Origin of the sequence: Rhodoferax sp., from assembly GCF_030653815.1 — a bacterium.
GTDB lineage: Bacteria > Pseudomonadota > Gammaproteobacteria > Burkholderiales > Burkholderiaceae_C > Rhodoferax.
Genome location: NZ_JAURYQ010000028.1, coordinates 22,647 through 47,930, shown reverse-complemented (window position 1 = coordinate 47,930; position 25,284 = coordinate 22,647). Strand labels below are relative to the sequence as shown.

At 58.4% G+C, this 25,284-nt stretch carries 28 protein-coding genes; 11 read left to right on the top strand and 17 right to left on the bottom strand.

Features of this window, described 5'->3' with window-relative positions:
* Window positions 1–2 precede the first annotated feature (2 nt).
* Window positions 3–824 carry a pyruvate, water dikinase regulatory protein gene (locus Q7U49_RS09765; protein ID WP_304764074.1) on the bottom strand — a complete coding sequence of 274 codons (822 nt, stop codon included), beginning with the start codon at window positions 822–824 and terminating at the stop codon, window positions 3–5.
* A gap of 177 nt (window positions 825–1,001) precedes the next feature.
* On the opposite strand from Q7U49_RS09765, the gene ppsA reads away from it, so the two are divergent.
* From ppsA to rplI, 6 genes are all read left to right on the top strand, one after another.
* Entirely contained in the window at window positions 1,002–3,398 is a 2,397-nt protein-coding gene (gene ppsA / locus Q7U49_RS09760) for a phosphoenolpyruvate synthase (RefSeq protein ID WP_304764073.1), read from the top strand.
* A gap of 42 nt (window positions 3,399–3,440) precedes the next feature.
* Complete coding sequence (locus tag Q7U49_RS09755) at window positions 3,441–5,750, top strand: VC_2705 family sodium/solute symporter (RefSeq protein WP_304764072.1); 2,310 nt, start codon at window positions 3,441–3,443, stop codon at window positions 5,748–5,750.
* A 109-nt stretch (window positions 5,751–5,859) separates the two neighbouring features.
* Window positions 5,860–6,225, top strand: coding sequence for a 30S ribosomal protein S6 (rpsF, locus tag Q7U49_RS09750; protein ID WP_296159122.1), 366 nt, complete (start codon window positions 5,860–5,862; stop codon window positions 6,223–6,225).
* Between the two features lie 9 nt (window positions 6,226–6,234).
* A complete protein-coding gene (priB, locus tag Q7U49_RS09745) occupies window positions 6,235–6,549 on the top strand; it encodes a primosomal replication protein N (RefSeq protein ID WP_304764071.1) in 315 nt (104 codons plus the stop codon).
* A 28-nt stretch (window positions 6,550–6,577) separates the two neighbouring features.
* On the top strand, window positions 6,578–6,862 hold the full coding sequence (gene rpsR / locus Q7U49_RS09740) for a 30S ribosomal protein S18 (RefSeq protein WP_011464487.1): 285 nt from the start codon (window positions 6,578–6,580) through the stop codon (window positions 6,860–6,862).
* A gap of 11 nt (window positions 6,863–6,873) precedes the next feature.
* The gene (gene rplI, locus Q7U49_RS09735) at window positions 6,874–7,326 is read left to right on the top strand and encodes a 50S ribosomal protein L9 (protein ID WP_304764070.1); all 453 of its coding nucleotides are present in this window, start codon (window positions 6,874–6,876) and stop codon (window positions 7,324–7,326) included.
* Between the two features lie 61 nt (window positions 7,327–7,387).
* Here rplI and Q7U49_RS09730 read toward each other — a convergent pair whose 3' ends face one another.
* The 5 genes from Q7U49_RS09730 to Q7U49_RS09710 all read right to left on the bottom strand — a co-directional run bounded on the left by Q7U49_RS09730 (window position 7,388) and on the right by Q7U49_RS09710 (window position 12,607).
* A complete protein-coding gene (locus tag Q7U49_RS09730) occupies window positions 7,388–8,206 on the bottom strand; it encodes a sulfite exporter TauE/SafE family protein (protein WP_304764069.1) in 819 nt (272 codons plus the stop codon).
* 255 nt (window positions 8,207–8,461) lie between these two features.
* Entirely contained in the window at window positions 8,462–8,740 is a 279-nt protein-coding gene (locus tag Q7U49_RS09725) for a septum formation initiator family protein (RefSeq protein ID WP_304764068.1), read from the bottom strand.
* Between the two features lie 8 nt (window positions 8,741–8,748).
* Window positions 8,749–10,032: a phosphopyruvate hydratase gene (gene eno / locus Q7U49_RS09720; protein ID WP_304764067.1), complete on the bottom strand. Its 1,284-nt coding sequence runs from the start codon at window positions 10,030–10,032 to the stop codon at window positions 8,749–8,751.
* Window positions 10,033–10,082: 50 nt separating this feature from the next.
* Entirely contained in the window at window positions 10,083–10,940 is an 858-nt protein-coding gene (gene kdsA / locus Q7U49_RS09715) for a 3-deoxy-8-phosphooctulonate synthase (RefSeq protein ID WP_304764066.1), read from the bottom strand.
* Window positions 10,940–12,607 (bottom strand): CTP synthase, encoded by a 1,668-nt coding sequence (locus tag Q7U49_RS09710; RefSeq protein ID WP_304764065.1) that lies wholly within the window; start codon window positions 12,605–12,607, stop codon window positions 10,940–10,942. The genes kdsA and Q7U49_RS09710 overlap by 1 nt, the downstream gene beginning before the upstream one ends.
* Before the next feature lie 91 nt (window positions 12,608–12,698).
* Between Q7U49_RS09710 and coaBC the strand changes: the two genes are divergently transcribed.
* Window positions 12,699–13,925, top strand: a complete 1,227-nt coding sequence (coaBC, locus tag Q7U49_RS09705; protein WP_304764064.1) for a bifunctional phosphopantothenoylcysteine decarboxylase/phosphopantothenate--cysteine ligase CoaBC — start codon at window positions 12,699–12,701, stop codon at window positions 13,923–13,925.
* Window positions 13,925–14,371, top strand: a complete 447-nt coding sequence (gene dut / locus Q7U49_RS09700; protein ID WP_304764087.1) for a dUTP diphosphatase — start codon at window positions 13,925–13,927, stop codon at window positions 14,369–14,371. Before coaBC ends, dut begins: the two co-directional genes overlap by 1 nt.
* A gap of 106 nt (window positions 14,372–14,477) precedes the next feature.
* On the opposite strand, the gene Q7U49_RS09695 is transcribed toward dut, so the two are convergent.
* Entirely contained in the window at window positions 14,478–15,011 is a 534-nt protein-coding gene (locus Q7U49_RS09695) for a peptidylprolyl isomerase (protein WP_304764063.1), read from the bottom strand.
* Between the two features lie 40 nt (window positions 15,012–15,051).
* Here Q7U49_RS09695 and Q7U49_RS09690 point away from each other — a divergent pair, with 40 nt between their 5' ends.
* A complete protein-coding gene (locus tag Q7U49_RS09690) occupies window positions 15,052–16,200 on the top strand; it encodes a cupin domain-containing protein (RefSeq protein ID WP_304764062.1) in 1,149 nt (382 codons plus the stop codon).
* Between the two features lie 179 nt (window positions 16,201–16,379).
* Window positions 16,380–16,646: a hypothetical protein gene (locus tag Q7U49_RS09685; protein ID WP_304764061.1), complete on the top strand. Its 267-nt coding sequence runs from the start codon at window positions 16,380–16,382 to the stop codon at window positions 16,644–16,646.
* A gap of 83 nt (window positions 16,647–16,729) precedes the next feature.
* On the opposite strand, the gene Q7U49_RS09680 is transcribed toward Q7U49_RS09685, so the two are convergent.
* The 10 genes from Q7U49_RS09680 to Q7U49_RS09635 are packed head-to-tail and all read right to left on the bottom strand — an operon-like array spanning window position 16,730 to window position 24,069.
* On the bottom strand, window positions 16,730–18,415 hold the full coding sequence (locus Q7U49_RS09680) for a Na(+)/H(+) antiporter subunit D (protein WP_304764060.1): 1,686 nt from the start codon (window positions 18,413–18,415) through the stop codon (window positions 16,730–16,732).
* Window positions 18,408–18,662, bottom strand: a complete 255-nt coding sequence (locus Q7U49_RS09675) for a hypothetical protein (protein WP_304764059.1) — start codon at window positions 18,660–18,662, stop codon at window positions 18,408–18,410. The genes Q7U49_RS09680 and Q7U49_RS09675 overlap by 8 nt, the downstream gene beginning before the upstream one ends.
* Before the next feature lie 11 nt (window positions 18,663–18,673).
* Window positions 18,674–20,140 carry a monovalent cation/H+ antiporter subunit D family protein gene (locus tag Q7U49_RS09670; RefSeq protein ID WP_304764058.1) on the bottom strand — a complete coding sequence of 489 codons (1,467 nt, stop codon included), beginning with the start codon at window positions 20,138–20,140 and terminating at the stop codon, window positions 18,674–18,676.
* Complete coding sequence (locus tag Q7U49_RS09665) at window positions 20,140–21,624, bottom strand: monovalent cation/H+ antiporter subunit D family protein (RefSeq protein ID WP_304764057.1); 1,485 nt, start codon at window positions 21,622–21,624, stop codon at window positions 20,140–20,142. The genes Q7U49_RS09670 and Q7U49_RS09665 overlap by 1 nt, the downstream gene beginning before the upstream one ends.
* Window positions 21,621–22,016, bottom strand: a complete 396-nt coding sequence (locus Q7U49_RS09660) for a cation:proton antiporter subunit C (RefSeq protein ID WP_304764056.1) — start codon at window positions 22,014–22,016, stop codon at window positions 21,621–21,623. The genes Q7U49_RS09665 and Q7U49_RS09660 overlap by 4 nt, the downstream gene beginning before the upstream one ends.
* A complete protein-coding gene (locus Q7U49_RS09655) occupies window positions 22,013–22,441 on the bottom strand; it encodes a Na(+)/H(+) antiporter subunit B (RefSeq protein WP_304764055.1) in 429 nt (142 codons plus the stop codon). The genes Q7U49_RS09660 and Q7U49_RS09655 overlap by 4 nt, the downstream gene beginning before the upstream one ends.
* A complete protein-coding gene (locus Q7U49_RS09650; RefSeq protein WP_304764054.1) occupies window positions 22,438–22,965 on the bottom strand; it encodes a DUF4040 domain-containing protein in 528 nt (175 codons plus the stop codon). The genes Q7U49_RS09655 and Q7U49_RS09650 overlap by 4 nt, the downstream gene beginning before the upstream one ends.
* Window positions 22,962–23,291 (bottom strand): monovalent cation/H(+) antiporter subunit G, encoded by a 330-nt coding sequence (mnhG, locus tag Q7U49_RS09645; protein WP_304764053.1) that lies wholly within the window; start codon window positions 23,289–23,291, stop codon window positions 22,962–22,964. The genes Q7U49_RS09650 and mnhG overlap by 4 nt, the downstream gene beginning before the upstream one ends.
* Window positions 23,288–23,593, bottom strand: a complete 306-nt coding sequence (locus Q7U49_RS09640) for a monovalent cation/H+ antiporter complex subunit F (protein WP_304764052.1) — start codon at window positions 23,591–23,593, stop codon at window positions 23,288–23,290. The genes mnhG and Q7U49_RS09640 overlap by 4 nt, the downstream gene beginning before the upstream one ends.
* The gene (locus Q7U49_RS09635; protein ID WP_304764051.1) at window positions 23,593–24,069 is read right to left on the bottom strand and encodes a Na+/H+ antiporter subunit E; all 477 of its coding nucleotides are present in this window, start codon (window positions 24,067–24,069) and stop codon (window positions 23,593–23,595) included. Before Q7U49_RS09635 ends, Q7U49_RS09640 begins: the two co-directional genes overlap by 1 nt.
* Before the next feature lie 202 nt (window positions 24,070–24,271).
* Between Q7U49_RS09635 and Q7U49_RS09630 the strand changes: the two genes are divergently transcribed.
* Window positions 24,272–25,252, top strand: a complete 981-nt coding sequence (locus Q7U49_RS09630) for a D-glycerate dehydrogenase (RefSeq protein WP_304764050.1) — start codon at window positions 24,272–24,274, stop codon at window positions 25,250–25,252.
* Window positions 25,253–25,284 lie beyond the last annotated feature (32 nt).

The following is a 25,284-nucleotide window of genomic DNA, read 5'->3' as shown; positions in this document are numbered from 1 at the left end:
GCTTAATAAGTCATGTGCTCGATGCGCAACTCCTGCAGAATCGTGGTGGCAATTTCCTCGATCGATTTGGTGGTCGTGGACAACCACTTGATGCCCGAGCGTCGCATCATGGCTTCGGCTTCCTTGACTTCATGACGGCAGTTGGCCAGCGACGCGTACTTGGAGTGTGGGCGGCGCTCGTTGCGAATTTCGCTCAGGCGTTCCGGCAGGATGGTCAGTCCAAACAGTTTTTTGTGGTGCAGCTTGAGCGCGGGCGGCAAATCCTGGCGTTCAAAGTCTTCCGGAATCAGCGGGTAATTCGATGCCTTGAGCCCATATTGCATGGCCAGATAGAGCGAGGTGGGTGTTTTGCCACTGCGACTGACCCCAACCAGAATCACGTCAGAGCTGGCCAGGTCGCGATGTGACTGGCCGTCGTCGTGATCCAGCGAGAAGTTGATGGCGTCGATGCGGGACTGGTATTGTTTGCTTTTGCTGGCATCGCTGAAGCGACCGATGCGGTGGTTGGATTTAACGCCCAGTTCCTCCTCTAGCGGGTGCACAAAGGTGCCAAACATGTCCATCAGCATGCCCTGACATCCCTGGCTGATGACGGCCATGACTTCCTCGTTGGCCAGGGTGGTGAAGACCAGTGGCTTCTTGCCTTCAAGCGCGCCGGCCTGGTTGATTTGCCGTACCGCCTGGTGTGCCTTGTCGACTGTGTCGGTAAAAGGCAGCCGGACCCGTCGAAAGTCAATTTCAAACTGGTTCAGGATGGCGTGGCCAAAGGTTTCGGCGGTAATGCCGGTGCCATCCGAGACGAAAAATACGGTGCGATTGGGCATGGTGAAAGTGGGGGTAAATTTTTGTGCGGGTCAAAGCCTACAATAATTATCTAGCCAAATTCAGAGCGCCAGACAATCCAATAAATCAAGCAACAAATGGATGCGTTGGCCTCGACAGGGGGTGCAGCCTGGAATGCACCCTACTCAAGCGCGGTTTTTTAACTTCTGGAGTTTTTTATGACAACACGATTTGCAGCGACCGCCCTGGTTGTTCCATTTGAGGACTTGAGGATGACCGACGTCGATTCGGTCGGCGGCAAGAATGCCAGTCTGGGGGAAATGATTTCCAATTTACCCACCGGGGTCAAGGTGCCCACGGGTTTTGCCACCACGGCCCACGCATTTCGTGAGTTTCTGGCTTTTGACGGCCTGACCGAAAAGATCAACGTCCGTTTGAGCACACTTGACACCGAAGACGTCAATGCGCTGGCCTTGGTGGGTGCTGAAATTCGCGCCATGATCGAATCGCAACCGTTTCCGGCTGATCTGGAGCAGGAAATTCGCAAGGCCTTCATCACCTTGAATGGTGACAACGACAGGGCTTCTTTCGCCGTGCGCTCGTCGGCCACCGCCGAAGACCTGCCCGATGCATCCTTTGCCGGCCAGCAAGAAACCTTTTTGAATGTCATGGGCATTGAAGAAATCCTGCACAAGATCAGGGAAGTCTTTGCCTCGCTCTACAACGACCGCGCCATCAGCTACCGGGTGCACAAGGGTTTTGCCCACGAGCATGTGGCCTTGAGCGCGGGCATTCAGCGCATGGTGCGTTCTGATTTGGGTGCTGCCGGCGTCATGTTCACCATTGACACCGAGTCCGGCTTTGACCAGGTGGTGTTCATCACCTCGAGCTACGGTCTGGGTGAAACAGTGGTGCAGGGTGCGGTCAATCCGGATGAGTTTTATGTCCACAAGCCGATGCTCAAGGCCGGCAAACTGGCGCTGATCCGACGCAATCTGGGCTCCAAACTGATCCAGATGCAGTTCTCCACTGCCGAAGAAAAAGCAGCCACTGGGCACCTCGTCAAGACCACCGATGTGCCCACCGAGTTGCGCAACCGCTATTCCCTGAGTGATGCCGACGTGCAAAAACTGGCGGCTTACGCCGTGGTGATTGAAGAGCATTACGGCCGACCGATGGATATCGAATGGGGTAGGGACGGCCTGGATGGCGAGTTGTATATCCTGCAGGCGCGTCCCGAAACGGTCAAGAGCCAGGCCGCTGGCAAGGTCGAGCATCGCTACAAGCTCAAGGGCAAGGGCGCCGTGTTGGTCGAAGGCCGTGCCATTGGTCAAAAAATCGGCACGGGCCCGGTGCGCGTGGTGCACAACCTCAGCGAAATGGACCGGGTGCAGCCCGGCGATATTCTGGTGACCGACATGACCGACCCCAACTGGGAGCCGGTCATGAAGCGCGCTTCGGCCATTGTCACCAACCGTGGTGGGCGGACCTGCCACGCGGCCATCATTGCACGTGAATTGGGCATCCCGGCGGTGGTGGGCTGTGGCCATGCCGACCAGGTTCTCAAGGACGGCATGTTGGTGACGGTGAGCTGCGCTGAGGGCGATACCGGTTTTATTTATGACGGCTTGCTGGAAACCGAAGTGACCGAGGTGCAGCGCGGCCAGATGCCCGAGATCGACGTCAAGATCATGATGAACGTGGGCAACCCCCAACTGGCCTTTGATTTCTGCCAATTGCCCAACGCCGGCGTCGGTCTGGCGCGCCTGGAGTTCATCATCAACAACAACATTGGTGTGCACCCCAAGGCGATCCTGGACTACCCCAACATCGATTCGGACCTGAAAAAGGCCGTCGAGTCGGTGGCCCGGGGCCATGCTTCGCCACGCGCCTTTTATGTTGACCGGGTGGCCGAAGGGGTGGCCACCATTGCTGCTGCGTTCTGGCCTAAACCGGTCATTGTTCGCCTGTCGGACTTCAAGAGCAATGAGTACCGCAAGCTGATTGGTGGCAGCCGCTACGAGCCGGAAGAAGAAAACCCGATGCTGGGTTTTCGCGGTGCCGCACGCTACATCAGTGCCGAGTTTGGCGAGGCTTTTGCCATGGAGTGCGAAGCCCTCAAGCGCGTGCGCAACGACATGGGTCTGAGCAATGTGCAAGTCATGGTGCCCTTTGTTCGCACCCTGGGTCAGGCCAAAAAAGTGACTGAGTTGCTGGCCCAGAAAGGACTCAAGAGTGGGGTGGATGGCCTCAAGTTGATCATGATGTGTGAAATTCCGAGCAATGCGATTCTGGCCAAAGAGTTCCTGCAGTATTTCGACGGTTTCTCGATTGGCTCCAACGACTTGACGCAACTGACCTTGGGGCTGGACCGTGACTCGGGTCTGGAAATACTGGCCAAGGACTTCGACGAGCGCGACCCGGCGGTCACCCGGCTGATTTCTCAGGCCATTGAAGCCTGTCTGGCTGAAGGAAAGTACGTGGGTATTTGTGGTCAGGGTCCCAGTGACCATCCGGACTTCGCCGCTTGGTTGATGGCGCAGGGCATCTCGTCAATCTCCCTGAATCCTGACACGGTGGTGGCCACTTGGCAGAACCTTGCCAAGGGCACGTAAGCAGGGCGGAGCGCAAGTGCCTGAGGATGCCAGCATCGTCTGATGGTTGACGCCAACCTGTCCACACGCAACAGTCCGCCTGCGGCAAACCTGATGGGTTTGCACGGCTGGCTGTTGCTGGTCTGGTTTGCTGCGTCTTTCGGGCTGGTTTTTTTTGCTCACGATCTGCAACAGGTTGTGGCGGGTTGGCCGGTTTCCTACTGGTTTGCGGCACAGGGCAGTGTCATCATGTTCATTGGCATCGTGGCTGTTTTCGCCTGGGTGGCCAATCGGCAAGAGGGACAAGCGGCTGAAGTCCCCGCTGCGGTCAAGGTGTATAACCGCCGCCTCCATCAGCGTTTTGCCACTTTTGTGGTTTTGCTGGTCATGTTCATCCTGGCCCTGACCCTGGCAGAGCAGGGGGGGCTGCGAAAAATCTGGGTGGGGGCCATATTTCTTTTTGCCACCGTTTTCCTGTACGCCTTGATCGGCATTTACGGTCGTACTTCCAACGCCTCGGAGTATTACGTGGCGGGTCGGCGCATTCCGGCCATGTACAACGGCATGGCGGTGGCCGCAGACTGGATGAGCGCGGCCTCCTTCATCAGCATGGCGGGTGGGCTTTATTTGCAGGGTTTCTCGGGCTCAGGCATGCAACCCGGGGGCCTGGTTTATGTGCTCGGTTGGACGGGTGGCTTTTGCCTGGTGGCGCTGTTCGTGGCGCCTTATCTCAGGCAATTGAATCTCTACACCTTGCCGGAGTATTTTGCCCATCGGTTTGGTGGACGTTGGCCTCGCATCATTGCGGCGTGGTCGGCGGTTTTATGTTCCTTTATTTATGTGGTCGCACAAATTTATGGCGTCGGTCTCATCACCTCTCGCTTGACCGGCGTCCAGTTCGAAATTGGCATCCTGTTGGGCTTGGGCGGCGTGCTGGTCTGTTCGTTTTTGGGTGGCATGCGTGCCGTGACCTGGACGCAGGTGACGCAGTATGTGGTTGTCATCCTTGCGTTTTTGATCCCGGTCTCCTGGCTTGCTTACAAGCAGTTGGGCAATCCGGTGGCTGCCGTGGCCTACGGTCAACAGCTGCCAAAAATCGCTGAGCTTGAGCAGCATTTGATGACGGCGCCCGACGAGCAGCAGGTCATCAAGGAATATCTGCGGCGTGCGCATGACTTTGAGCGCAAACTGGCCGAATTGCCCGCTTCCCTGGAGCAGGAAAAAAGGGCGCAAAAGGAGATGATTCAAAGCTTGATGGGGGCGCACGCTGAAGAGTCGGTGATTGTGGCGGCGCGGCGCCAATTGGCCGCGATGCCGCGTGATGAAGATGCGGCGCGCGCGCGCTGGACGCAGGCCCGGCAGGAAAATTTGATGCGCGCCCAGCCTTTGGCTGGCATGCCCGCCCATACCCAGCCCTTCGCCGGTGACCCCGAGGGGACAGCGCAGGAGCAGGAAAAGTTTGAAGTATCGCGGCGTAATTTCCTGGCCCTGATGTTTTGTCTCATGATTGGCACGGCGGGCTTGCCCCATTTGCTGACCCGCTTTTACACCACCCGAACTGTCGCTGAAGCCAGGAATTCTGTTACCTGGTCGCTGTTTTTCATTGCACTTTTGTACCTCTCGGCGCCGGCCCTGGCTGTTTTGGTGAAGTACGAGGTCATGAGCCAGTTGGTGGGCATGCGCTTTGATGCCCTGCCGGTCTGGATTGCCCAGTGGGCCAAGCTTGATCCCGCCCTGATATCCGTAAGTGACATCAACGGTGATCATATTCTCCAGTTTGCCGAGCTCCAGCTGGGTCCCGATATCGTCATGCTGGCCACCCCTGAGCTTGGCGGTCTGCCCTATGTGGTGTCGGGCCTGGTGGCGGCGGGCGGTCTGGCGGCCGCTTTGTCGACAGCGGATGGCTTGCTGTTGACCATCGGCAATGCCCTGGCCCATGATCTGTTTTACTGGCAGGACACCGACCGTGCCGGCGCAGTGCGCCGTGTCATGCTGTCCAAATTTGCACTTTTGTTGGTGGCCTTGGTCGCGGCCTATGTGGCAGCGCAGCGTCCCGCCGACATCCTGTTTCTGGTTTCAGCTTCCTTTTCCCTGGCTGGTTCAGCCTTTGTGCCGGTCATGATTCTGGGGATTTTCTGGCGCGGCGTGACGCGTGTGGCGGCCGTCGCGGGCATGCTGACCGGCTTGTTGACAACGCTTTATTACATGGTAATCAACCTGAGCGCCGTCAGGACGCTGCTGTCCTTGAAAGGCTCCGGCCTCTGGTTTGACATCGAACCGGTCTCCGCTGGCGTCTTTGGTGTGGGAACAGGGCTGCTGGTCACGGTGGTCCTGAGCTGGCTGACGCGGGGTTCTGCTGCTTCTGCAAGGTGATCGAGGCTGGTTGATTCAGGGCTATAATCGCCAGTTACCTTACCGCACCTCAATTAGACGCTGAGGGCGGTTTTTTGCCTCACAAGAGGTTTATCCAGAAGGAGTTTCAATGCGTCATTATGAAATTATCCTCATGATCCATCCGGATCAGAGCGAACAGGTTCCAGCCATGCTGGAGCGTTACAAAGGCATGATCGTTGCCGGCGGTGGCAAAGTCCATCGTGTCGAGGACTGGGGTCGCCGCCAGTTGGTCTATCTGATCAACAAGCTGGCCAAAGCCCATTACCTGTGCGTCAACATTGAAGCTGACCAAGCGGTCATGGCCGAACTTGAGCATGCATTCAAGTTCAACGATGCCGTGTTGCGCCATTTGACGGTTCTGAAGAAGAAAGCTGAAACCGGCCCATCTTCCATGATGAAGACCGTTGAGCGTGAAGATGCTCGCAAAACGCAGCAAGCCGAATACCAGGCTTAAATTTCTTGAGTGACAACACCTAGTGCGACCGTTGCCGTTAACCAATTGGTTTTGACGGCGCAAATTGTCGAATCGAGCACCATGCGTTATACGCCCTCTGGTGTGCCGGCTTTGAATTGTTTGTTGGAGCATGCCTCCGAAGCACTTGAAGCCAGTCAGGTAAGACAAGTCAAGGCACTTCTGAAGTCGGTGTCATTTGGTTCCGTGGCTGAGCGATTGGCCCAACAGGAAATAGGAAGCAGTTGGCTCTTCAAGGGCTTTTTGGCTTCCCCACGTGGCACCAAACAATTGGTGTTTCATGTTCAAGAATTTGCTCAAAATTAAAGTTTTTTAAAAATTTAAGGAGTCCATCATGGCCGGACCTAAACGTTTCAATAATAAAGACAAGCGCCCCAAGCGCCCCGCACAAAATCTGCTTTTCAAGCGCAAGCGCTTTTGCCGTTTCACGGTAACTGGTGTTGAAGAAATCGACTACAAGGACATCGATACCTTGCGCGATTTCATTGCCGAAAACGGCAAGATCATTCCCGCTCGCCTGACGGGTACACGCGCTATTTTCCAGCGTCAACTGAACACGGCTATCAAGCGCGCACGCTTTTTGGCCATGCTGCCTTACAGCGACCAGCACAAGATCTAAGGACCACAACCATGCAAATCATTCTGCTCGACAAGGTGGTGAACCTTGGTACCCTGGGTGAAATCGTTCGTGTCAAAGACGGATACGCCCGCAATTTCCTGATCCCTTCCGGCCGCGCCCGTCGCGCCACCGCATCTGCCAAGCAAGAGTTCGAAGCACGCCGTGCCGAACTCGAAAAGGCGGCAGCCGCCAAACTCGCCGAATGCCAGGCGATCGGTGAGAAACTCGCCGGCCATACCTGCAAGCTGACGCAAAAAGCCGGTGTGGATGGTCGCTTGTTTGGTTCCGTGACCAATGCCGACATCGCTGAAGAGCTGACCAAGGCCGGTTTTGCTGTGGCCAAGTCGCAAGTACGCATGCCCAACGGTCCGATCAAGACCGTCAGTGACAGCACGGTCAGTGTCGCTTTGCACACCGACGTGGTGGTTGACATCACGGTTTCCGTTTACGGCGAAACGGCCTGATAGCGGCTCATTCAAAAAAACCGCCCGTGGCAACATGGGCGGTTTTTTTTGGCGCGTTCGTCTATGAAGTCGTCAGGCCTTTGAATAGCATGTACGCCGCCAGCAGGTACAAAATACTGGCAAAGATGCGTTTGAGGCGTTTGACGGGTAGTTTGTGTGCTGCCTTGGCACCCAGGGGGGCAGTCAAAACGCTGCAGCTCGCAATGACCAGCAGGCCTGGCAACCAGATATAACCCAAAGAGTAGGCCGGCAGTTGCGCCAGCTTGAGGCCACTCAGCACATAACCTGTTGCATTAGCCAGCGCAATGGGAAAACCGAGCGCGGCCGAGGTGGCAACGGCATGGTGGATGGACACATTCACCCAAGTCATGAAGGGCACGCTGATAAAGCCGCCACCGGCACCGACCAGTCCCGACAGGAAACCAATCACCGAGCCGGCACCGAGCAAGCCGGCTGTTCCGGGAACCTCCCGGCTGGGCGGCGGCTTCTTGTCCAAAAACATCTGGGTCGCTGAAAAGCCGACAAACACGGCAAAGAAAATGGCCAGCGAGGACCCTTTGAGCAGGGCAAAGACACCCATGCTGCCCAGCAGGCTGCCCAGCACGATACCAGGCGCCAGTTTTTTCACCAGGTCCCAGCGTACGGCGCCCCGTTTGTGGTGCGCCCGCACACTGGAGACGGAGGTGAAGACGATGGTCGCCATCGAGGTGGCGATGGCCATCTTGATCGTCAGCTCCGGCACCACGCCAATCTTGGTCAGAATGATGGTCAGAAAGGGCACCATGATCATGCCACCACCGATGCCCAGGAGTCCGGCCAAAAAACCGGTGAAAAGCCCGAGTGTCACCAGTTCAGCAATCAAGAGGGGGTCAGGCAGCATGAAACAAGAAGAGAATAGGGTGCCTGCGCGTGTCACCGGATCCGCATCCTGAACCGGGGTTCAGGTGGGCGAGGTCAGTCAATGTCTTGGGTTCATCTAACGCGAGACGATCACGCTGACATGACAATGTTCCAAGCCCGGGCTCTATGAGCATTGGTTCAAGGAAATATAAAACCCGGCATACACGGCAGGCAAATTGATTGTAGTGTCGCCAAGGCGGGCCGTGACCAGAAAAGCGTAAAAATGACGACTTTTTCAGGGTCGTGCAATCAACACATAGATTTCATTGACCTTGATCATGCCCAGTTCCATGCGCGCCTTTTCCTCAACCATTTCGAGCCCTTCTTTCAAGTCCCGCACTTCAGCAGCCAGTTGCTGGTTGGCCTGAACCGCTTGTTGATTGAGTTGGGCTTGCGTCTTGAGTTGCGCCTGCAACTGTGCCACGTTCGGGATGCTGCCGCGCCCCGACCACAACTGCGCGTGCAAGATCACGAGCAGTGCAATCAGTGCGAGCATCACCGAACGTGAGCCCATGGTTCTCTTCAGCGAAGGTTATAAAAGGCCGCGCGCCCAGGGTAACTGGCGATCTCACCCAGGTCTTCTTCGATGCGCAGCAACTGGTTGTATTTGGCCATGCGGTCAGAGCGGCTGAGTGACCCGGTCTTGATTTGCAGTGCGTTGGTGCCCACTGCGATGTCGGCAATGGTGGAGTCCTCGGTTTCACCCGAACGGTGGCTGATGACGGCCGTGTAACCGGCCTTTTTGGCCATCTCGATGCAGGCAAAAGTTTCGGTCAAGGTGCCAATCTGATTGATCTTGATCAGGATCGAATTGGCAATACCCTTGTCGATGCCTTCCTTGAAAATTTTGGTATTCGTGACGAACAGGTCGTCACCCACGATTTGCACCTGTTTGCCCAGGCGATCCGTCAAGACTTTCCAGCCGTCCCAGTCGCCCTCGGCCATGCCGTCTTCAATGCTGATGATCGGGTATTTGTCAACCCAGGTGGCCAGCATGTCGGTCCAGGCTTCGGCGCTGAGCACCAGGCCCTCGCCTTTGAGGTGGTACTGACCGTCCTTGTAAAACTCGCTGGCAGCGCAATCCAGGCCAATGGCAATCTGTTCGCCGGCGGTGTAGCCAGCCTTGTCGATCGCCTGCAAGATCAACTGGATGGCAGCTTCATGGTTTTCCACGCTGGGAGTAAAGCCACCTTCGTCACCGACAGCGGTGCTCATGCCTTTCTCGTCGATGATTTTCTTCAGGGCATGAAACACTTCAGCGCCGTAGCGCAGGGCTTCCCGGAACGTGGGGGCGCCCAGCGGGATGATCATGAATTCCTGCAGATCGAGGCTGTTGTTGGCGTGTGCTCCGCCGTTGATGACGTTCATCATCGGCACCGGCAATTGCATGCCGCCCATGCCACCGAAGTAACGGTACAGCGGCAGGCCGGATTCCTCGGCGGCAGCGCGGGCCACGGCCATGGACACGGCCAGCATGGCGTTGGCGCCCAGGCGGCTCTTGTTCTCGGTGCCGTCCAGGTCAATCAGCGTTTTGTCCAGAAAAGCTTGCTCGGATGCGTCCAAGCCGAGTACCGCTTCAGAAATTTCGGTGTTGATGTACTCGACCGCTTTCAGCACGCCCTTGCCCAGGTAGCGGGACTTGTCGCCATCACGCAACTCAATGGCTTCACGGCTGCCCGTGGAGGCGCCAGACGGTACGGCAGCGCGGCCCATGGTGCCGGACTCCAGCAACACATCACACTCGACCGTGGGGTTGCCACGGGAGTCCAGAATTTCACGACCGACGATATCGACAATTGCACTCATGGGTTTTATTCTCCAAAAAATTTAACGGAAATAAGGCGCGATCAATGGGATCAAGCGGAAAAATCGTTTTCAAGGAAGCCATGCCGCTTGGTCACCTGGTCCAGTGCCAACAGGGTTTCAAGCAGGGCTTTCATGTGTTTCAGTGGCACGGCGTTGGGGCCGTCGCTCAGGGCCTGGGCTGGATTGGGGTGGGTTTCCATGAACAGGCCGGCCACACCGACCGCCACAGCCGCACGCGCCAGCACAGGCACCATCTCACGCTGGCCGCCGCTGCTGGTGCCCTGACCGCCGGGCAATTGCACCGAGTGGGTGGCATCGAAGACCACGGGCGCACCCGTGTCGCGCATGATGGCCAGCGCGCGCATGTCGCTCACCAGGTTGTTATAGCCAAAGCTGACGCCGCGCTCGCACGCCATGAAGTTGTCTTCTGGCAGACCTTTTTCACGGGCAGCGGCGCGGGCCTTGTCGATCACGTTTTTCATGTCGCCAGGCGCCAGAAATTGCCCCTTTTTGATGTTGACGGGTTTGCCGGATTGCGCCACCGCGCGAATGAAGTCCGTTTGGCGGCATAAAAAAGCCGGCGTTTGCAGCACGTCGACCACGGCCGTCACTTGGGCGATCTGGTCTTCGGAGTGAATGTCGGTCAGCACCGGCAAGCCCAACTCACGTTTGACCTTGGCCAGAATTTCAAGTCCCTTGTCGATGCCAGGTCCCCGAAAGGTGCTGCCGCTGGAGCGGTTGGCCTTGTCAAAGCTGCTTTTGAAAATGAAGGGAATGCCCAGGCTGGCGGTGATTTCCTTCAGCGTGCCGGCCGTGTCCATCTGCAATTGCTCGGACTCGATGACACAGGGACCGGCAATCAGGAAAAACGGCTGTTGCAAGCCGACGTCAAAACCACACAGTTTCATCAGGCCACCGCTTTCTCGTTGCTGGAACTGGCTTGATGTTCCAGGGCTGCCCGCACGAAGGCATTGAAAAGAGGATGTCCATCCCATGGCGTGGACTTGAACTCGGGGTGAAACTGGACACCCACATACCAGGGGTGCACGTTTTGCGGCAGTTCCACAATCTCGGTCAGGTGTTCGCGCTGCGTGAGGGCAGAAATCACCAAGCCGGCCTGGCGCAAGGTGTCGAGATAATTCACATTGGCTTCGTAGCGATGGCGATGGCGCTCGGTCACCACGTCGCCATAAATTTTGTGGGCCAGCGTGCCTTTGGCCACGTCCGAGCTTTGCGCGCCCAGGCGCATGGTGCCACCCAGGTCGGAGTCCTGGGTGCGCGTCTTGATGCTGCCGTCCGCGTCTTTCCATTCGGTGATCAGGGCAATCACGGGCTGGGACGTACCCGGGTTGAATTCGGTGCTGTTGGCCTCGGTGAGACCGGCCACATGGCGCGCAAATTCGATGGTGGCCACCTGCATGCCCAAACAGATGCCGAGGTAAGGCACCATGTTTTCGCGGGCGAAGCGGGCCGCGCAGATCTTGCCTTCCACGCCGCGCACGCCAAAGCCGCCCGGCACCAGAATGGCGTCGAACTTGGCCAAGCGTGCGACGTTGTCAGGGGTGATGGTTTCGGAGTCGATGTAGTCGATCTTGATGCGCACGTGGTTTTTCATGCCGGCATGCCGCAAGGCTTCATTGAGCGATTTGTAGCTGTCGCTCAATTCGACATACTTGCCCACCATGACGATATTGACATCACCTTGCGGATGGGCGGTTTCATACACCAGCTCGTCCCAGCGTTTCAGGCTGGCGGGTGGCGTATTCAGGCGCAGCTTGTCGCAGATCAGGCCGTCCAGGCCTTGTTCATGCAACATGCGCGGCACCTTGTAAATGGTGTCCACGTCCCACATGGAAATCACGCCCCACAGCGGGACGTTGGAGAACAGTGAAATCTTTTGCCGCTCTTCTTCGGGAATAGGGCGGTCGGCGCGGCACAGCAGGGCATCGGCCTGAATGCCGATTTCGCGCAATTGCTTGGCGGTGTGCTGGGTCGGTTTGGTCTTGAGCTCGCCCGCTGCGGCAATCCAGGGCACGTAGCTCAAATGCACAAACGCGCTGTTGTTGGGGCCGAGTTGCAGGCTGAGCTGGCGTACCGCCTCAAGGAACGGAAGTGACTCGATGTCACCCACGGTACCACCGATTTCGACAATGGCTACATCAACCGCCTCGGGTGTGCCAAAACCGGCACCGCGCTTGATGAAGTCCTGGATTTCGTTGGTCACATGGGGGATGACCTGCACGGTTTTTCCCAGGTAGTCGCCACGGCGCTCCTTTTCCAACACGCTTTTGTAGATTTGACCCGTGGTGAAATTGTTGGCCTTTTTCATGCGCGTTTCAATGAAGCGCTCATAGTGGCCCAGGTCGAGGTCGGTCTCGGCGCCATCGTCGGTCACAAACACCTCGCCATGCTGGAACGGCGACATGGTGCCGGGGTCCACATTCAGATAGGGATCGAGTTTAATTAAGGTGACTTTGAGGCCGCGCGATTCGAGGATCGCAGCGAGGGAAGCGGAGGCGATTCCCTTGCCCAGGGAAGACACTACACCGCCGGTGACGAAGACAAATTTGGTCATGTCAGAGTGAGTTGTGAACTCAGGAAGCTGGTAAAGCGAGATTATAGGGGCCGCTTTCATGCCTGCCCCATGGTCTGTTACATTGCGGCGCATGAAAGATTTAGCTGGAAAACACATTGTTCTGGGTCTCTCGGGCGGTATTGCCTGCTACAAGGCGGCCGAGTTGTGCCGTTTGTTGATCAAGGCCGGCGCCTCGGTGCAAGTCGTCATGACGCAGGCCGCAGAGCAATTCATGACCCCGGTCACCATGCAAGCCCTGAGTCAGCGCCCGGTGTTTGGGTCCCAATGGGACAGCCGGGCTGCCAACAACATGGCGCACATCAACCTGACGCGGGAAGCCGATGCGTGTTTGATGGCACCCGCCAGCGCCGACCTGATCGCCAAATTGGCCCAAGGCCAGGCTGATGATTTGCTCAGCTTGATGTGCCTGGCGCGTCCCGCAGAGCGGGTGCCCTTGTTGATTGCGCCGGCCATGAACCGCGAAATGTGGCAACATCCCGCCACCCAGCGCAATGTGGCGCAAGTGCAGTCTGACGGCGCCCGGGTGCTGGGCGTGGGCCATGGCGACCAGGCCTGTGGCGAAACAGGCGATGGCCGCATGCTGGAGCCGCATGAGTTGCTGGATGAACTGATCGCCTTTTTTCAACCCAAGGTACTGACAGGTCAGCACGTGCTGGTCACGGCCGGCCCGACTTATGAAGCCATTGACCCGGTGCGGGGCATCACCAACCTGTCGAGCGGCAAGATGGGTTTTGCCATTGCCAGCGCCGCGCGCGAAGCCGGTGCCACGGTGACCTTGGTGGCCGGGCCGGTGAGCCTTTCCACGCCGCGCGGTGTCCAGCGGATCAACGTGAAGTCTGCCCTGGAGATGCTGGCCGCCGTGACCGAACGGGCGGATCAAGCCAGCGTTTTTGTCGCAACTTCGGCTGTGGCTGACTGGCGCCCCGCCCGTGCCTCGACTTCAAAAATCAAGAAGGACGGCAGCGGTCAGCCGCCCGAGCTGCATTTTGTCGAAAACCCCGACATTCTGGCCACGCTGGCACAGTCCGAGCGGGGCCAAAGCCGCGCCTTGTACTGCGTGGGGTTCGCGGCCGAAAGCCACGACTTGCTGGCCAATGCGCAGGCCAAGCGGGCCAGCAAGGGCGTGCCCTTGCTGGTGGGCAATATTGGCCCGGACACCTTTGGACAGGATGACAACGCCTTGTTGCTGGTTGACGAGGCCGGCAGCCGTGCCTTGCCGCGCGATTCCAAACTTGCGCTGGCGCGCCAACTCATTGCCGAAATTGCCCAACGCCTGGGTCCCGGAGCTGCTGCATGATGAAGATTGATGTCAAAGTGATCGACCCGCGCATGGCGGACCAGTTGCCGGCCTATGCCACGCCCGGCAGTGCCGGTCTGGACTTGCGTGCTTGCCTGGAGGCGCCCTTGACACTGGCGCCCAATGCCTGGCAACTGGTGCCCACCGGCATTGCCATTTACCTGCACAACCCAGGCTTTGCCGCCATGATCCTGCCGCGCTCCGGTCTGGGTCACAAGCACGGCATCGTGCTGGGCAATCTGGTCGGCCTGATCGACAGCGATTACCAGGGCCAGTTGATGGTGAGCGCCTGGAACCGCAGTGATGTGGCCTTCACCATCGAGCCCATGGAACGCATTGCGCAACTGGTGATCGTGCCGGTGGTGCAAGCCCAGTTCAACGTGGTGACCGAGTTCCCGGCCAGCGTGCGCGGCGAGGGCGGCTACGGCTCGACTGGCAAAGCCTGATTTTTCCAGAGCGCCAGGAGCCTGGGCGGCAGAGCGTTCTGCTGCGTGTCCCCCGCCCTGCGGGCTCCTCCTTTTACCTGCGCAGAACGCTCTGCCGCCCAGGCCCCTAGTGCAGCAGGTCGCTGCCCGGTGGCAGGCTGTGCATGGGCGTGACCTTGAAAAAACCCGTTCCCGCACTGCCGCAACCAATTTCCGCTTCGGTGGCTTCGCGCACGCCGCGCACCTGCAGTGTCAGGTGCAGCGCAATGCCGGCCAGCGGATGGTTGCCGTCCAGCACCACATGTTCCGGGTAGATGTCGGTCACGGTGTAAAGCACATCCTGTGGCATGTCCGGGGTACACCCGGCGGGCAGGGCAGCGCCTTCGAAGGTCAGGCCTTCTTCGAGCTCGGGTGGGAAGAGTTCGCGCCTTTCCAGAAAAATGAGCTGTTCGTTGAACTCGCCAAAGCCCTGCTCGGGCTCGATGTGCAGGTTCAGGGTGGCACCTGCCTCATGGCCTTGCAGTGCAGTTTCGATGACTTCAAACAAGTCACCGCCCCCCACCAAAAACTCGACGGGTTCATCGAGCACGTCCAATTCCTCACCCAAAGAATCTTTGAGTGTCCAAGTTAAAGCGACGACGCATTGTTGTGTGATTTCCATACGAGAATTGTCGCAGACAAAAAACCGAACGGAGTACCCCATGGATGTCACCCAAGCGCTGCCTTTGTTAGGCGGTATCAGCCCAGAAGTGTTCATGAAACGCTATTGGCAAAAAAAGCCATTGTTGGTTAGGCAGGCCGTGCCCGGCTTCAAACCCTTGTTGGACCGCGCGGAGTTGTTTGAACTTGCCGCCAATGAAGACGCCCAGACCCGCATGGTGATTCAGGAGCCGGGGTCCAGGCCGGGTTGGCGCTTCAAGCACGGGCCGTTTCAGCGCCGTGCCCTGCCACCCCTGAAGCAACCGGGGTGGACAATTCTGGTGCAGGGCGTGGATTTGCACCACGAGCGGGTGCACGAACTGATGAACCAGTTCAGGTTTGTACCTGACGCGCGGCTGGACGACCTGATGATCAGCTACGCCACCAATGGCGGTGGCGTGGGGCCGCACTACGACAGTTATGACGTGTTTTTATTGCAGGCGCATGGCAACAGGCGCTGGCGCATTGGCCGCCAAAAAGATTTGAGCCTGCAGCCCGATGTGCCTTTGAAAATCCTGGCCAACTTCGAGCCCGAGGCGGAGTATGTGCTGGAGCCGGGTGATCTGCTGTATTTGCCGCCGCGTTATGCCCATGACGGCATTGCCGAGGGCGAATGCATGACCTATTCCATTGGCTTTCGTATTCCGAACCGGGCCGAGCTGGCCCGGGAACTGCTGCAGCGCCTCGCAGAAGACGCCGAGGAGGCGGTGGGTGTGGCTTTGTACCAGGATCCCAATCAGCCCGCGGTCGACCAGCCCGCAGAAATCTCTGCCCGGATGCTGGAGTTTGCCCAGGATGCACTGCAAGACGCCCTGCAGGACAGTCGGGCGCTGGCACGGGGCCTGGGTGAGTACATGACCGAGCCCAAGCCCAATGTCTGGTTTGAAGTGCAGTCCGAGTCTGCACAGGATGCGCTGACCTTGAAGGCCCAGGGCATTCGTCTGGACCGGCGCACGCGCATGATGTTCGATGCCCACCATGTTTTCATCAATGGCGAGAGCTTCAGTGCTTCGGGGCGGGATGCCACTTTGATGCGCAGCCTGGCCAACACCCGCCGCCTTTCAGCCCGGGACGTAGGCAAGCTCAGTGTGCAGGCGCTGATGCTGGTCACGGCTTGGTGGGTCGCTGGTTGGCTTCAGGCCCTTGAATGATCACCGCAGCAGCATTGAAATAGATTGTTGCAAACATAGTGTGAGTTTTTAGTCAAGCGTAAAAACCAGTAGTTTCTCACTATAATTCAGCTCCGAGTTAACGCAATACTCGCTGCGTCTGCTTGGTTTTGTGGGCCTCCACAAGGCAAATTCCGGAATTTTTTTATCAGGTATTACAAATGAATAAATCTCTCGTTCTGATCGCCGTGATCGCTGCTGCTGCCCTCGTTGCCTGTGGCAAAAAAGAAGAAGCGCCCGCTCCTGCACCGGCTCCCGTGGAAGCACCTGCTGCCGCTGCCGCTGTGGTTGATGCTGCTGCTGCTGCTGCCTCTGCTGCCAACACGGCTGCTTCGGCTGTTGCCGCTTCGGCTGACGCTGCTGCCGATGTCGCCAAAAAGGCGACTGACGTTGCCGCTGATGCTGCCAAAGCCGCTGCTTCCAAGTAATCAGCTTTTCGCTGCGTGAAAAAGCCACCCTCGGGTGGCTTTTTTGTTGAAGTTGACTTGTCCTGCTTTTACCAGTGAGACACTCAGACGTAATAGAGGACGAGGAATCCCAATAACAGCACCAGCACCCACAGGGCCATGCTTCGGGTGGACCAGGTGCGCGCAAACCGGCCGTCCTGGCGATGCTGGTAAAGCACCAGTGCCAAGGACTCCGTGATCAGTACATAGGCCGCCCGCACCATCAGGTTCCATGCCTTGGCCAGCGGCAGGCCCACATAACGCAACAGCGCGGGTAGCAAAGTGCGCCAGACCCAGTCCACATCCAGTGTGATGGTCAAACTGCGCTTCAGGTAGGGCAACAACACGAAGAAGGCCAGACCCGAGAACAGCAGCAACTGCAACTGCGTCACCACATGGGCTGCGGTGTAGGGCACATAGTTGACTGCGAAAGGCAGCAACGCATACAGCGGTTCAGGCCAGACGCCCAGCGCAATACACAGGAACGAAAAGAAAACCATGGCCCAGCGCATGCTGCGCGGCGGCTCAGCCGGGCGCAAGCCGGAATCTTTCTGGAAAAAAACAAACCAGACGAACTTGAACCCGGCGTGCAGCAACACACCAGCCGATGCGGTCGTCAGCAACAGCCAGATCCACAGATGATGCCCGTCAAGTGCGGCCTGTGACACCATGGATTTGGAGATGAAGCCGGAGGTGAGCGGGAATGCCGAAATCGCCATGGCGCCGACGATGCCGCAGCTTGCAGTCAAGGGCATGGTTCGAAACAAGCCACCGAGCTCCGAACATTTGCGCTTGCCCGTCATCAACATCACCGACCCTGCCGACATGAGCAACAGCGCAACATAGATCACACCGACAAAGGCTTGTGCTGCTGCACCGTTGAGGGCCATCTCTGTGCCAATACCCACACCCACCATCATCAGGCCGCCCTGGTTGACGATGGTGTAAGCCAGGATGCGCCGAATGTCGTTTTCCAGCAGGCCATAGACGATGCCATAAAACGCCATGAACAAGCCAAGCCAGATCAGCAACTCGTTGCCGGGAAAGCCGCGCAGCAAAACATACACCGCCGTCTTGGTGGTGAAGGCCGACAGGAACACTGTGCCGCTCCAGGAGGCTTCAGGGTAGGCATCGGCCAGCCAGGCAGATAAAGGCGGGGCAGCCGCGTTGACCAGGAAACCGATCAGGATCAGCCAGTGCGCGGACGATTCCAGCGCCATGCGGGTAAACGCCACATCACCTGTGTCAACAATGTGGCCGGTCACACCGGCAAACAGCAGAACACCGCCCAGCAGGTGAATCATCAGGTAGCGTCTGGCCGCGCGATACGCCGCTTCGGTGCCCTGGCTCCAGAGCACCAGGGTCGAGCCGACCGCCATCAGCTCCCAGAACACAAACACCGTGACCAGGTCGCCTGCCAAAGCCACGCCTATGGCTGAGCCGGCATAAACAAAGGCAGCTGGTACTTCGACGCGGCTTTTTTGCGTCATGGCAAACAGTCCACCGCCAGCGGCCATCAGCGCAAAGATGGTGGCAAACAGCCGTGAGAGCTTGTCACCTTGCAAGGGTGTCAGGGTGTAATCAAGAAAGCGCAACTGCCAGGCCGAACCATCGGGCACCTGCCATACCAAGGCCAACACCAACAACGGCAAGGCCACGATTGCCACAGAGCGTAGCGCACCACGCAGCAGGGGCAGTAGCAGGGCGCCCACAATGAGCACCAGCCCGGGATGAAGCACAGCCTCAGTCATGGTCTTTGCCGTAATGCTTGTCAGGGCGCTGCAGCACCAGCGCCAGGCCTTTGGTCACCAGGATCAGCAAGGCGCAGGCAAGTGAACCATACCAAGCGTAAAAACCAAACACCGACTCAATTTCAAAATGCGGGTGCATGGGCACAAAAAACTCCGCCAGTGCCAGCAGCAGCAGTACCGCCAGAAAACTGCGCCAAAGCAGCTTCACGTTGCGGGGATGATCCAGCCAGTGGGTTTTTTCGTCCATTGGTTTCATTCTTACGGGTTGAGCATCTGGCGGGCGAGCGCCAGGGGCACGTCGGGAAAGAAAAATAACAGTACCGTCACGGTGGCGGTCGCTGTCAGGGCGATCACCATCGGCAAGGGCGCCTCGCCGTGCGGATGGCCGTGCGGGTCCGCCGGGGGTGCCACAAAGAAAGCGCGGTACACAATGGGCAGGAAATAGCCTGCGTTGAGCAAGGTGCTCAGCACAATGACCGTGACCGCCAACCAGTGCTGACTGGCCATGGCGCCCGACACCATGTACCACTTGGAAATAAAACCAACGGCCGGGGGCAGACCAATCATGGACAGTGCGGCAATGGCGAAGGCGCCCATGGTCCAGGGCATGCGCCGACCAATGCCATCGAGCTGGCTGATCTCGGTTTTGTGGGCAGCGGTGTAAATGGCGCCCGCAGCAAAAAAGAGGGTGATCTTGCCGACCGCATGGGCGGCGATGTGCATCACGGCGCCCACCAGCGACAAGGGGGCCAGCAAGGCCGCAGCCATGGTGACATAGGAAAGTTGGCTGACTGTGGAATAGGCCAGCCGGCGTTTCAGGTTGTCCGCACTCAGTGCCACCACCGAGGCCGCGATGATGGTGAACCCGGCCACAACCACCAGCCAATTCGTGGCACCCGCTGTGGCAAGGGTGTCCACACCAAACACATAGACCATCACCTTGACCACACTGAAGACGCCGGCCTTGACCACGGCCACAGCGTGCAACAGTGCCGACACCGGCGTGGGTGCCACCATGGCGGCAGGCAACCAGCGGTGGAAAGGCATCAGCGCGGCCTTGCCGATGCCGAACACGCACAAGCCCAACAACAAGGCAAGCTCACCGGGTTTGAGCTTGTCGGCCAGGATGCCCCCTACCGTGAAGTCGGTGGTACCGGCAATGTGCCAGATAAACACCAGCGCAGGCAGCAGCAACACGGTGGATGTGCTCAACAGCAGACCGAGGTAGATACGCCCGCCGTCGCGCGCCTTGTCGGTGCCGTGGTGCGTAACCAGCGGGTAGGTGCTGAGCGTCAGCACTTCATAAAAGATGAACAGGGTGAGCAAGTTGCCCGAGAAGGCAATGCCCATGGTGGCTGCGATGGAAACTGCAAAGCAGACAAAAAAGCGTGTTTGATTCGCCTCTTGGTTGCCGCGCATGTAGCCAATGGAGTACAGCGAATTGACGATCCACAGGCCAGACGCTATCAGCGCAAACAGCATACCCAGCGGCTCGACCTGGAACGCGATGCTCAGACCCGGCAGCAAGCTGAACAGCACCACGCCAGGGCGCGCACCGACCAGCACCAGCGGCAGCAGCGTCAACACCAGCACCAACAACACCGCTGCAGTGACCAGCGTGATGGTTTCACGCAGATTGGGTAGACGCCCGGCCAGTGAGATCAACAAGGCGCCGGCCAAAGGCACGGCCATGGACGCCAGAATGGCCTGTTCGGGTGTCAGCATCAGCGCTGCCCTCCGAGCAATGCAGCCGCAGCGTCAGAAGCGGTGCCAATCGTGAACGAGGTGTCAAAACCGAAATACACCGTGCTGATGACCAAAATAGCGGTCGGCACGCTCATCAGCCAGGGCGTCGCCGCGACATTGGCGGTATCGTCGCGCGGTGCCCGGAAATAGGCCACTTCAACGAAGCGCCAGACATAAACCGCCGCCAGCAGAGACGACAAGACAATCATGAACACCAGCCACCACTGGCCTTGCTCAAGCGCTGCCAGCAACAAATACCACTTGCTGATGAAGCCGGCAGTGCCCGGAACGCCCATCAGCGAGAGCCCGCCCACCACAATGCCAAAACTGACCAGTGGCATGCGCTTGCCCAGCCCCTGCACCCGCGCCAGCGTGGTGCCACCCATGCCCAGCGCCACGCAGCCCAGCAACATGAAGATGGCCCCTTTGGTGATGCCATGGTTGAACAGGTGGACGATGCTGGCGGTCAGGCCGTTGACCGAATTGAACGACAGGCCAAGAATGATGTAGCCGATTTGTGCCACGCTCGAGTAGGCAAACAGCCGCTTCAGGTCAGTCTGGAAGATGGCAATGGTCGACGCTGCAAACATGCCGGCCAGCGCCAGCAGCAGCATCATTTGCTGCATGGGCAACTTGGCAAACACGGCTGACTCGCCGAACACCGTGAAATAAAAGCGCAGCAGCACATAGACCGCCACCTTGGTCGCTGTGGCCGCCAGAAAGGCCGACACTGCCGACGGTGCGAAGGTATAGGCGTTGGGCAACCACTGGTGCAACGGAAACAGCGCCAGCTTGAGCGAGACACCCACGGTAATGAAGGCCAGCGCGGCCAGCACCGGTCGGGTGCCCTGCACCGAGGCCAAACGCTGCCCCATGTCGGCCAGGTTCAGGGTACCGGTCATCAGGTAAAGCAGGCCGATGCCGATGACCAGAAAGCTCGCCCCGATGGAGCCCATCAGCAAGTATTGGAAAGCAGCAAACAGTGCCCGGCGATCGCGGCCCAGCGCAATCAACACGTAGGCGGACAGCGAGGAGACTTCCAGGAACACAAAAATGTTGAAGGCATCCCCGGTGATGGCGATGCCCAGCAGTCCGGCCAAGCACAACACAAACATGGTGTAAAAAAGGTAGTGCTGTTGCGTCGGCACTTCGGACTCGATGCTGGACCGGCTGAAAGGCAGCACCAAGGCGGCGATACCGGACACCAGCACCAGCAGGAAAGAGTTCAAACGGTCGACCCGGTACTCGATGCCCCAGGGAGCGGGCCAGCTGCCAATGGCGTAGCTGATGGTGCCGCTGTTGGCCACCTGCATCCACAGCAGTAGCGAGATCGCCAAGGAGAGCCAACTTGCCACCAATGCCACGCCAAATGCGACGCTGCGCCGGCGCAACAGCACGGTGAGCGGCGCTGCAATCAAGGGCACAACCACTTGCAGGGCGGGCAGGTGCGGGGCCAGATTCATGTTGCCTTCCCGTCGTCGTCTGCTTGGGTGTCACGCTCCAGGATCTCGTCCTCTTCGATCGTGTCGTAAGCCTCATGGATGCGCACCGCCAGGGCCAGGCCCAGTGCCAGCGTTGCCACACCCACCACGATGGCCGTCAAAATCAGCACATGGGGCAGGGGGTTGGAGTACACCGTGAAGGCGTCACTGAGAATAGGCGCTGTGCCCCCGATCAACTTGGCGGGCGCAATGTACAGCAAATAAACCGAGGTTTGAAAAATCCCGAGGCCAACCATTTTCTTGATCAGATTGGTACGTGAGATCAGGGTGAACAAGCCCGCGATCATCAGGAAAATCGTGATGAAGTAGGTGAAGTGACTGCCCAGCGTCATGGAAGTGGTGGCACCGGTCATTCCTCATCCACCTTGGCACGGTCCGCAAACATGTAGAACATCTTCAGCATGACACCCGACACGGTGGTCGCCACACCTGCCTCGACCCAGAAAATACCGCGATGCTGCCCTTGCACCGGGTTGGGGTCGAGCACAAAGTAGTCAAGGTAGTTGCCACCCAGCACAATGCCAGCCACGCCGACGCCGGCGTACAGCAGCACGCCAATGGCCATCATGGACTCCACCAGCGGCTCAGGAACCACCTTGCGCGCGTCAGCCAGGCCGTAGATCAACGCATAAAAGATAACGGCGGCGGCCAGAATCACGCCCGCCTGGAAGCCGCCACCCGGCCCAAAGTCACCGTGAAATTGCACGTAGAGGGCAAACAGCAAAATGAACGGAATCAGCAACTTGGCGATGACGCGCAGGATCAGGTCGTTTCTCATGACTTGCTCCCTTTGCGGCGCCGGCGCAGCAGCGCAACCACGCCGGCTCCCGCCGTGAAGACCACCGTGGTTTCACCCAGAGTATCGAAGCCCCGGTAGCTGGCCAACACGGCGGTCACCACGTTGGGCACATCAACCTCCTGCTTCATCTCGTTGAGATAGCGTGGTGCCACATGCACATGGATGGGTGCCTTGGGGTCCGAGAATTCGGGCAGACCGAGCGTTCCGTAGATCAGCATGCCACCCACCGAAAGCGAGATCAGCAATGGAACAAAGGGTTTACTGGGTGCATTCGCCTCTTCACTTTTGCACAGGTACAGTGCACCCAGCAAAAGCACGGTCGAGATACCCGCACCCACCGCCGCCTCGGTCATGGCCACATCTACCGCATCCATGGCCACCAGCACGGTGGCCATCAAAAAACTGTAAATGCCGCTGAGCAAAATCACGGCAAACAAGTTGCGGCTGCGGATGATGACCACCACACTCACGGCCATCATCAGCATCAGGACATTGATGATCAAGGCTTCGATGGTGTTTTCTCCTCAGGGGCCAACAGCGGCTTGAGCCCGCGCACCATGGCGGCACGCGCCAGGGCGTGGGTGGCCGTGGGGCTGACAAACAAAATCAACAGGCCCAGCATGAGCAACTTGACGGTCACCAGTGTGAGGCCGGCTTGCAGCATCAGACCCAGCAAAATCAGGCCGGCGCCAAGCGTTTCAATCACGCTGGCGGCGTGCATCCGGGTGTAGAAATCAGGCATGCGCAGCATGCCGATAGCCCCCACAACGCAAAAGACACCACCCAGGATCAGGCTGACCCAACTCACCGAAGTGATGAGGAAACTCATGGGGCAACTTCCTTCCCGGCTGGCGAGTCTTCTTGTTCATCACCCGGGTCACCCAGGTCCCCGTGTCGGAAGTACTTGAGGACGGCAATGGTGCCAATCACATTGAGCAAGCCATAGACGATGGCCAGGTCGAGGAACTCGGGGCGTCCACCGAGGAATCCCATGACCGCCAGCAGCAGCATGGCCACCGTGCCGATGGTGTTGGCTGCCTGAGCGCGGTCAAAAACCGTGGGCCCCAAGCTGGCCCGCACCAGGGTCAAGGCCAGCGTGACCAAGAGCGCGAGGGCAGCGGCTGCGAACATCAGGCTTTACCCTCGCACGCCGTGCAACGCAGGTTCATTTCGCTGTTGACCACCGCGTGCGCCGAGGCAAGGGTCAGGCCGTGCACCAGAAATTCGTGGGTATGCGCCTCAATCGTGATGGTGCCAGGCGTGAGTGTGATCGAGTTGGCATGCAACACCAGGCCCACATGCGTTCTCTGCGAAGGTTTGAACCGGATCAGGGTGGGGCTGATGGGCAACTTGGGATGCAAGATGATCTTGCTGACATCCCAGGCGGACTTGACGATTTCCTTGAAGAGCCAGGCCCAGTAGACCAGTGCGTGCGTTCCCAGCTGGACGGGATGACCTTCATCGTCCACCACGTGCATGCGCCGCGCAAACCAGGTCACAACCAGCGCGCATCCCACCCCTGAAGCCAATAAAAATGGCGTAAACAAACCCGACAGCAGGAGCCAGAACAGGTATAAAAAGACGAACAGGCTGAGGGAGCGAATCACGTTGATCGAATTTGCAATTTTAAATTTGCGCGATTGTAGACAAGTCTGACACTTTTAAAAGGCCATCAAAACGGCGCACAAAATTGACAAAAATAGTGGCAACAAATGAACCTTGATGGCACGGAAAAAGCGGGTAGTTCGCGGACAATGTTACTTTAAAAAACATCCCTCAACTAGTTATCTGTGCCAGGAGACTGAATAAATGAAACCCCGCATTTTGGTTGCGCGTGCCGTGTTCCCGCAAGTACTGACGCTGTTAGCGCAGCACTTTGATGTCACTGCCAATCAGGATGACGCCCTCTGGTCATCCGCAGAATTGATCCAACAGCTTCAAGGCAAGCAGGGTGTTTTCACCACCGGCAGCGAACGCATCAGCCAGGAGTTGCTGGCGGCCTGTCCGGATCTGAAAATCTGCGCCAACATGGCGGTTGGTTTCAACAACTTTGACCTTGATGCCATGACCGCCGCTGGCGTGCTGGGCACCAACACGCCCGACGTTTTGACCGAAACCACGGCCGATTTTGGCTTTGCGCTGATGATGGCCACTGCCCGGCGGATGGCTGAAAGCGAGCACTTCTTGCGAGCGGGGCTGTGGAATCGATGGCGTTACGACATGTTTGCCGGGGCGGAGGTGCACGGAAGCACACTGGGAATTCTGGGTATGGGACGCATTGGCCAGGGTATTGCCAGGCGAGGTGCATTCGGTTTTGGCATGAACGTGATCTATCACAACCGCTCGCGCCTCGATGCTGCCACCGAGGCGGCCTGCGGCGCCAGTTATGTCAGCAAGCAGGACCTGTTGCAGCGATCTGACCACCTGGTTCTGGTACTGCCTTACTCGCCCGAGGCGCACCACGTCATCGGGGCGACCGAGTTGGCGCAGATGAAGCCCACCGCCAGCCTGGTCAACATTGCGCGTGGCGGCATCGTGGATGATGCGGCCTTGGCCATTGCCTTGAAGCAGGGCACCATTGCTGCGGCGGGGCTCGATGTGTTCGAGGGCGAGCCCAAGGTGCACCCGGATCTGTTGAGCGTGCCCAATGTGGTGCTGACGCCGCACATCGCCAGCGCCACCATACCAACCCGCCTGGCCATGGCGCAGCTCGCCGCTGACAACCTGATCGGCTTTCTGGTGCACGGCAAGGCTGTGACGCCTTTGAATCCGCAGGTCGTGTCGGCTTGAAGCGCGGCTTGTGCATGCGCGTGCCATGCGAA

Excerpts from the sequence above, each read along its gene's own strand:
- Q7U49_RS09765 (WP_304764074.1), bottom strand. The coding sequence starts at position 824 with ATGCCCAATCGCACCGTATTTTTCGTCTCGGATGGCACCGGCATTACC.
- ppsA (WP_304764073.1), top strand. The coding sequence starts at position 1,002 with ATGACAACACGATTTGCAGCGACCGCCCTGGTTGTTCCATTTGAGGAC.
- Q7U49_RS09755 (WP_304764072.1), top strand. The coding sequence starts at position 3,441 with ATGGTTGACGCCAACCTGTCCACACGCAACAGTCCGCCTGCGGCAAAC.
- rpsF (WP_296159122.1), top strand. The coding sequence starts at position 5,860 with ATGCGTCATTATGAAATTATCCTCATGATCCATCCGGATCAGAGCGAA.
- rpsR (WP_011464487.1), top strand. The coding sequence starts at position 6,578 with ATGGCCGGACCTAAACGTTTCAATAATAAAGACAAGCGCCCCAAGCGC.
- rplI (WP_304764070.1), top strand. The coding sequence starts at position 6,874 with ATGCAAATCATTCTGCTCGACAAGGTGGTGAACCTTGGTACCCTGGGT.
- Q7U49_RS09730 (WP_304764069.1), bottom strand. The coding sequence starts at position 8,206 with ATGCTGCCTGACCCCCTCTTGATTGCTGAACTGGTGACACTCGGGCTT.
- Q7U49_RS09725 (WP_304764068.1), bottom strand. The coding sequence starts at position 8,740 with ATGGGCTCACGTTCGGTGATGCTCGCACTGATTGCACTGCTCGTGATC.
- eno (WP_304764067.1), bottom strand. The coding sequence starts at position 10,032 with ATGAGTGCAATTGTCGATATCGTCGGTCGTGAAATTCTGGACTCCCGT.
- kdsA (WP_304764066.1), bottom strand. The coding sequence starts at position 10,940 with ATGAAACTGTGTGGTTTTGACGTCGGCTTGCAACAGCCGTTTTTCCTG.
- Q7U49_RS09710 (WP_304764065.1), bottom strand. The coding sequence starts at position 12,607 with ATGACCAAATTTGTCTTCGTCACCGGCGGTGTAGTGTCTTCCCTGGGC.
- coaBC (WP_304764064.1), top strand. The coding sequence starts at position 12,699 with ATGAAAGATTTAGCTGGAAAACACATTGTTCTGGGTCTCTCGGGCGGT.
- dut (WP_304764087.1), top strand. The coding sequence starts at position 13,925 with ATGAAGATTGATGTCAAAGTGATCGACCCGCGCATGGCGGACCAGTTG.
- Q7U49_RS09695 (WP_304764063.1), bottom strand. The coding sequence starts at position 15,011 with ATGGAAATCACACAACAATGCGTCGTCGCTTTAACTTGGACACTCAAA.
- Q7U49_RS09690 (WP_304764062.1), top strand. The coding sequence starts at position 15,052 with ATGGATGTCACCCAAGCGCTGCCTTTGTTAGGCGGTATCAGCCCAGAA.
- Q7U49_RS09685 (WP_304764061.1), top strand. The coding sequence starts at position 16,380 with ATGAATAAATCTCTCGTTCTGATCGCCGTGATCGCTGCTGCTGCCCTC.
- Q7U49_RS09680 (WP_304764060.1), bottom strand. The coding sequence starts at position 18,415 with ATGACTGAGGCTGTGCTTCATCCCGGGCTGGTGCTCATTGTGGGCGCC.
- Q7U49_RS09675 (WP_304764059.1), bottom strand. The coding sequence starts at position 18,662 with ATGGACGAAAAAACCCACTGGCTGGATCATCCCCGCAACGTGAAGCTG.
- Q7U49_RS09670 (WP_304764058.1), bottom strand. The coding sequence starts at position 20,140 with ATGCTGACACCCGAACAGGCCATTCTGGCGTCCATGGCCGTGCCTTTG.
- Q7U49_RS09665 (WP_304764057.1), bottom strand. The coding sequence starts at position 21,624 with ATGAATCTGGCCCCGCACCTGCCCGCCCTGCAAGTGGTTGTGCCCTTG.
- Q7U49_RS09660 (WP_304764056.1), bottom strand. The coding sequence starts at position 22,016 with ATGACCGGTGCCACCACTTCCATGACGCTGGGCAGTCACTTCACCTAC.
- Q7U49_RS09655 (WP_304764055.1), bottom strand. The coding sequence starts at position 22,441 with ATGAGAAACGACCTGATCCTGCGCGTCATCGCCAAGTTGCTGATTCCG.
- mnhG (WP_304764053.1), bottom strand. The coding sequence starts at position 23,291 with ATGAGTTTCCTCATCACTTCGGTGAGTTGGGTCAGCCTGATCCTGGGT.
- Q7U49_RS09640 (WP_304764052.1), bottom strand. The coding sequence starts at position 23,593 with ATGTTCGCAGCCGCTGCCCTCGCGCTCTTGGTCACGCTGGCCTTGACC.
- Q7U49_RS09630 (WP_304764050.1), top strand. The coding sequence starts at position 24,272 with ATGAAACCCCGCATTTTGGTTGCGCGTGCCGTGTTCCCGCAAGTACTG.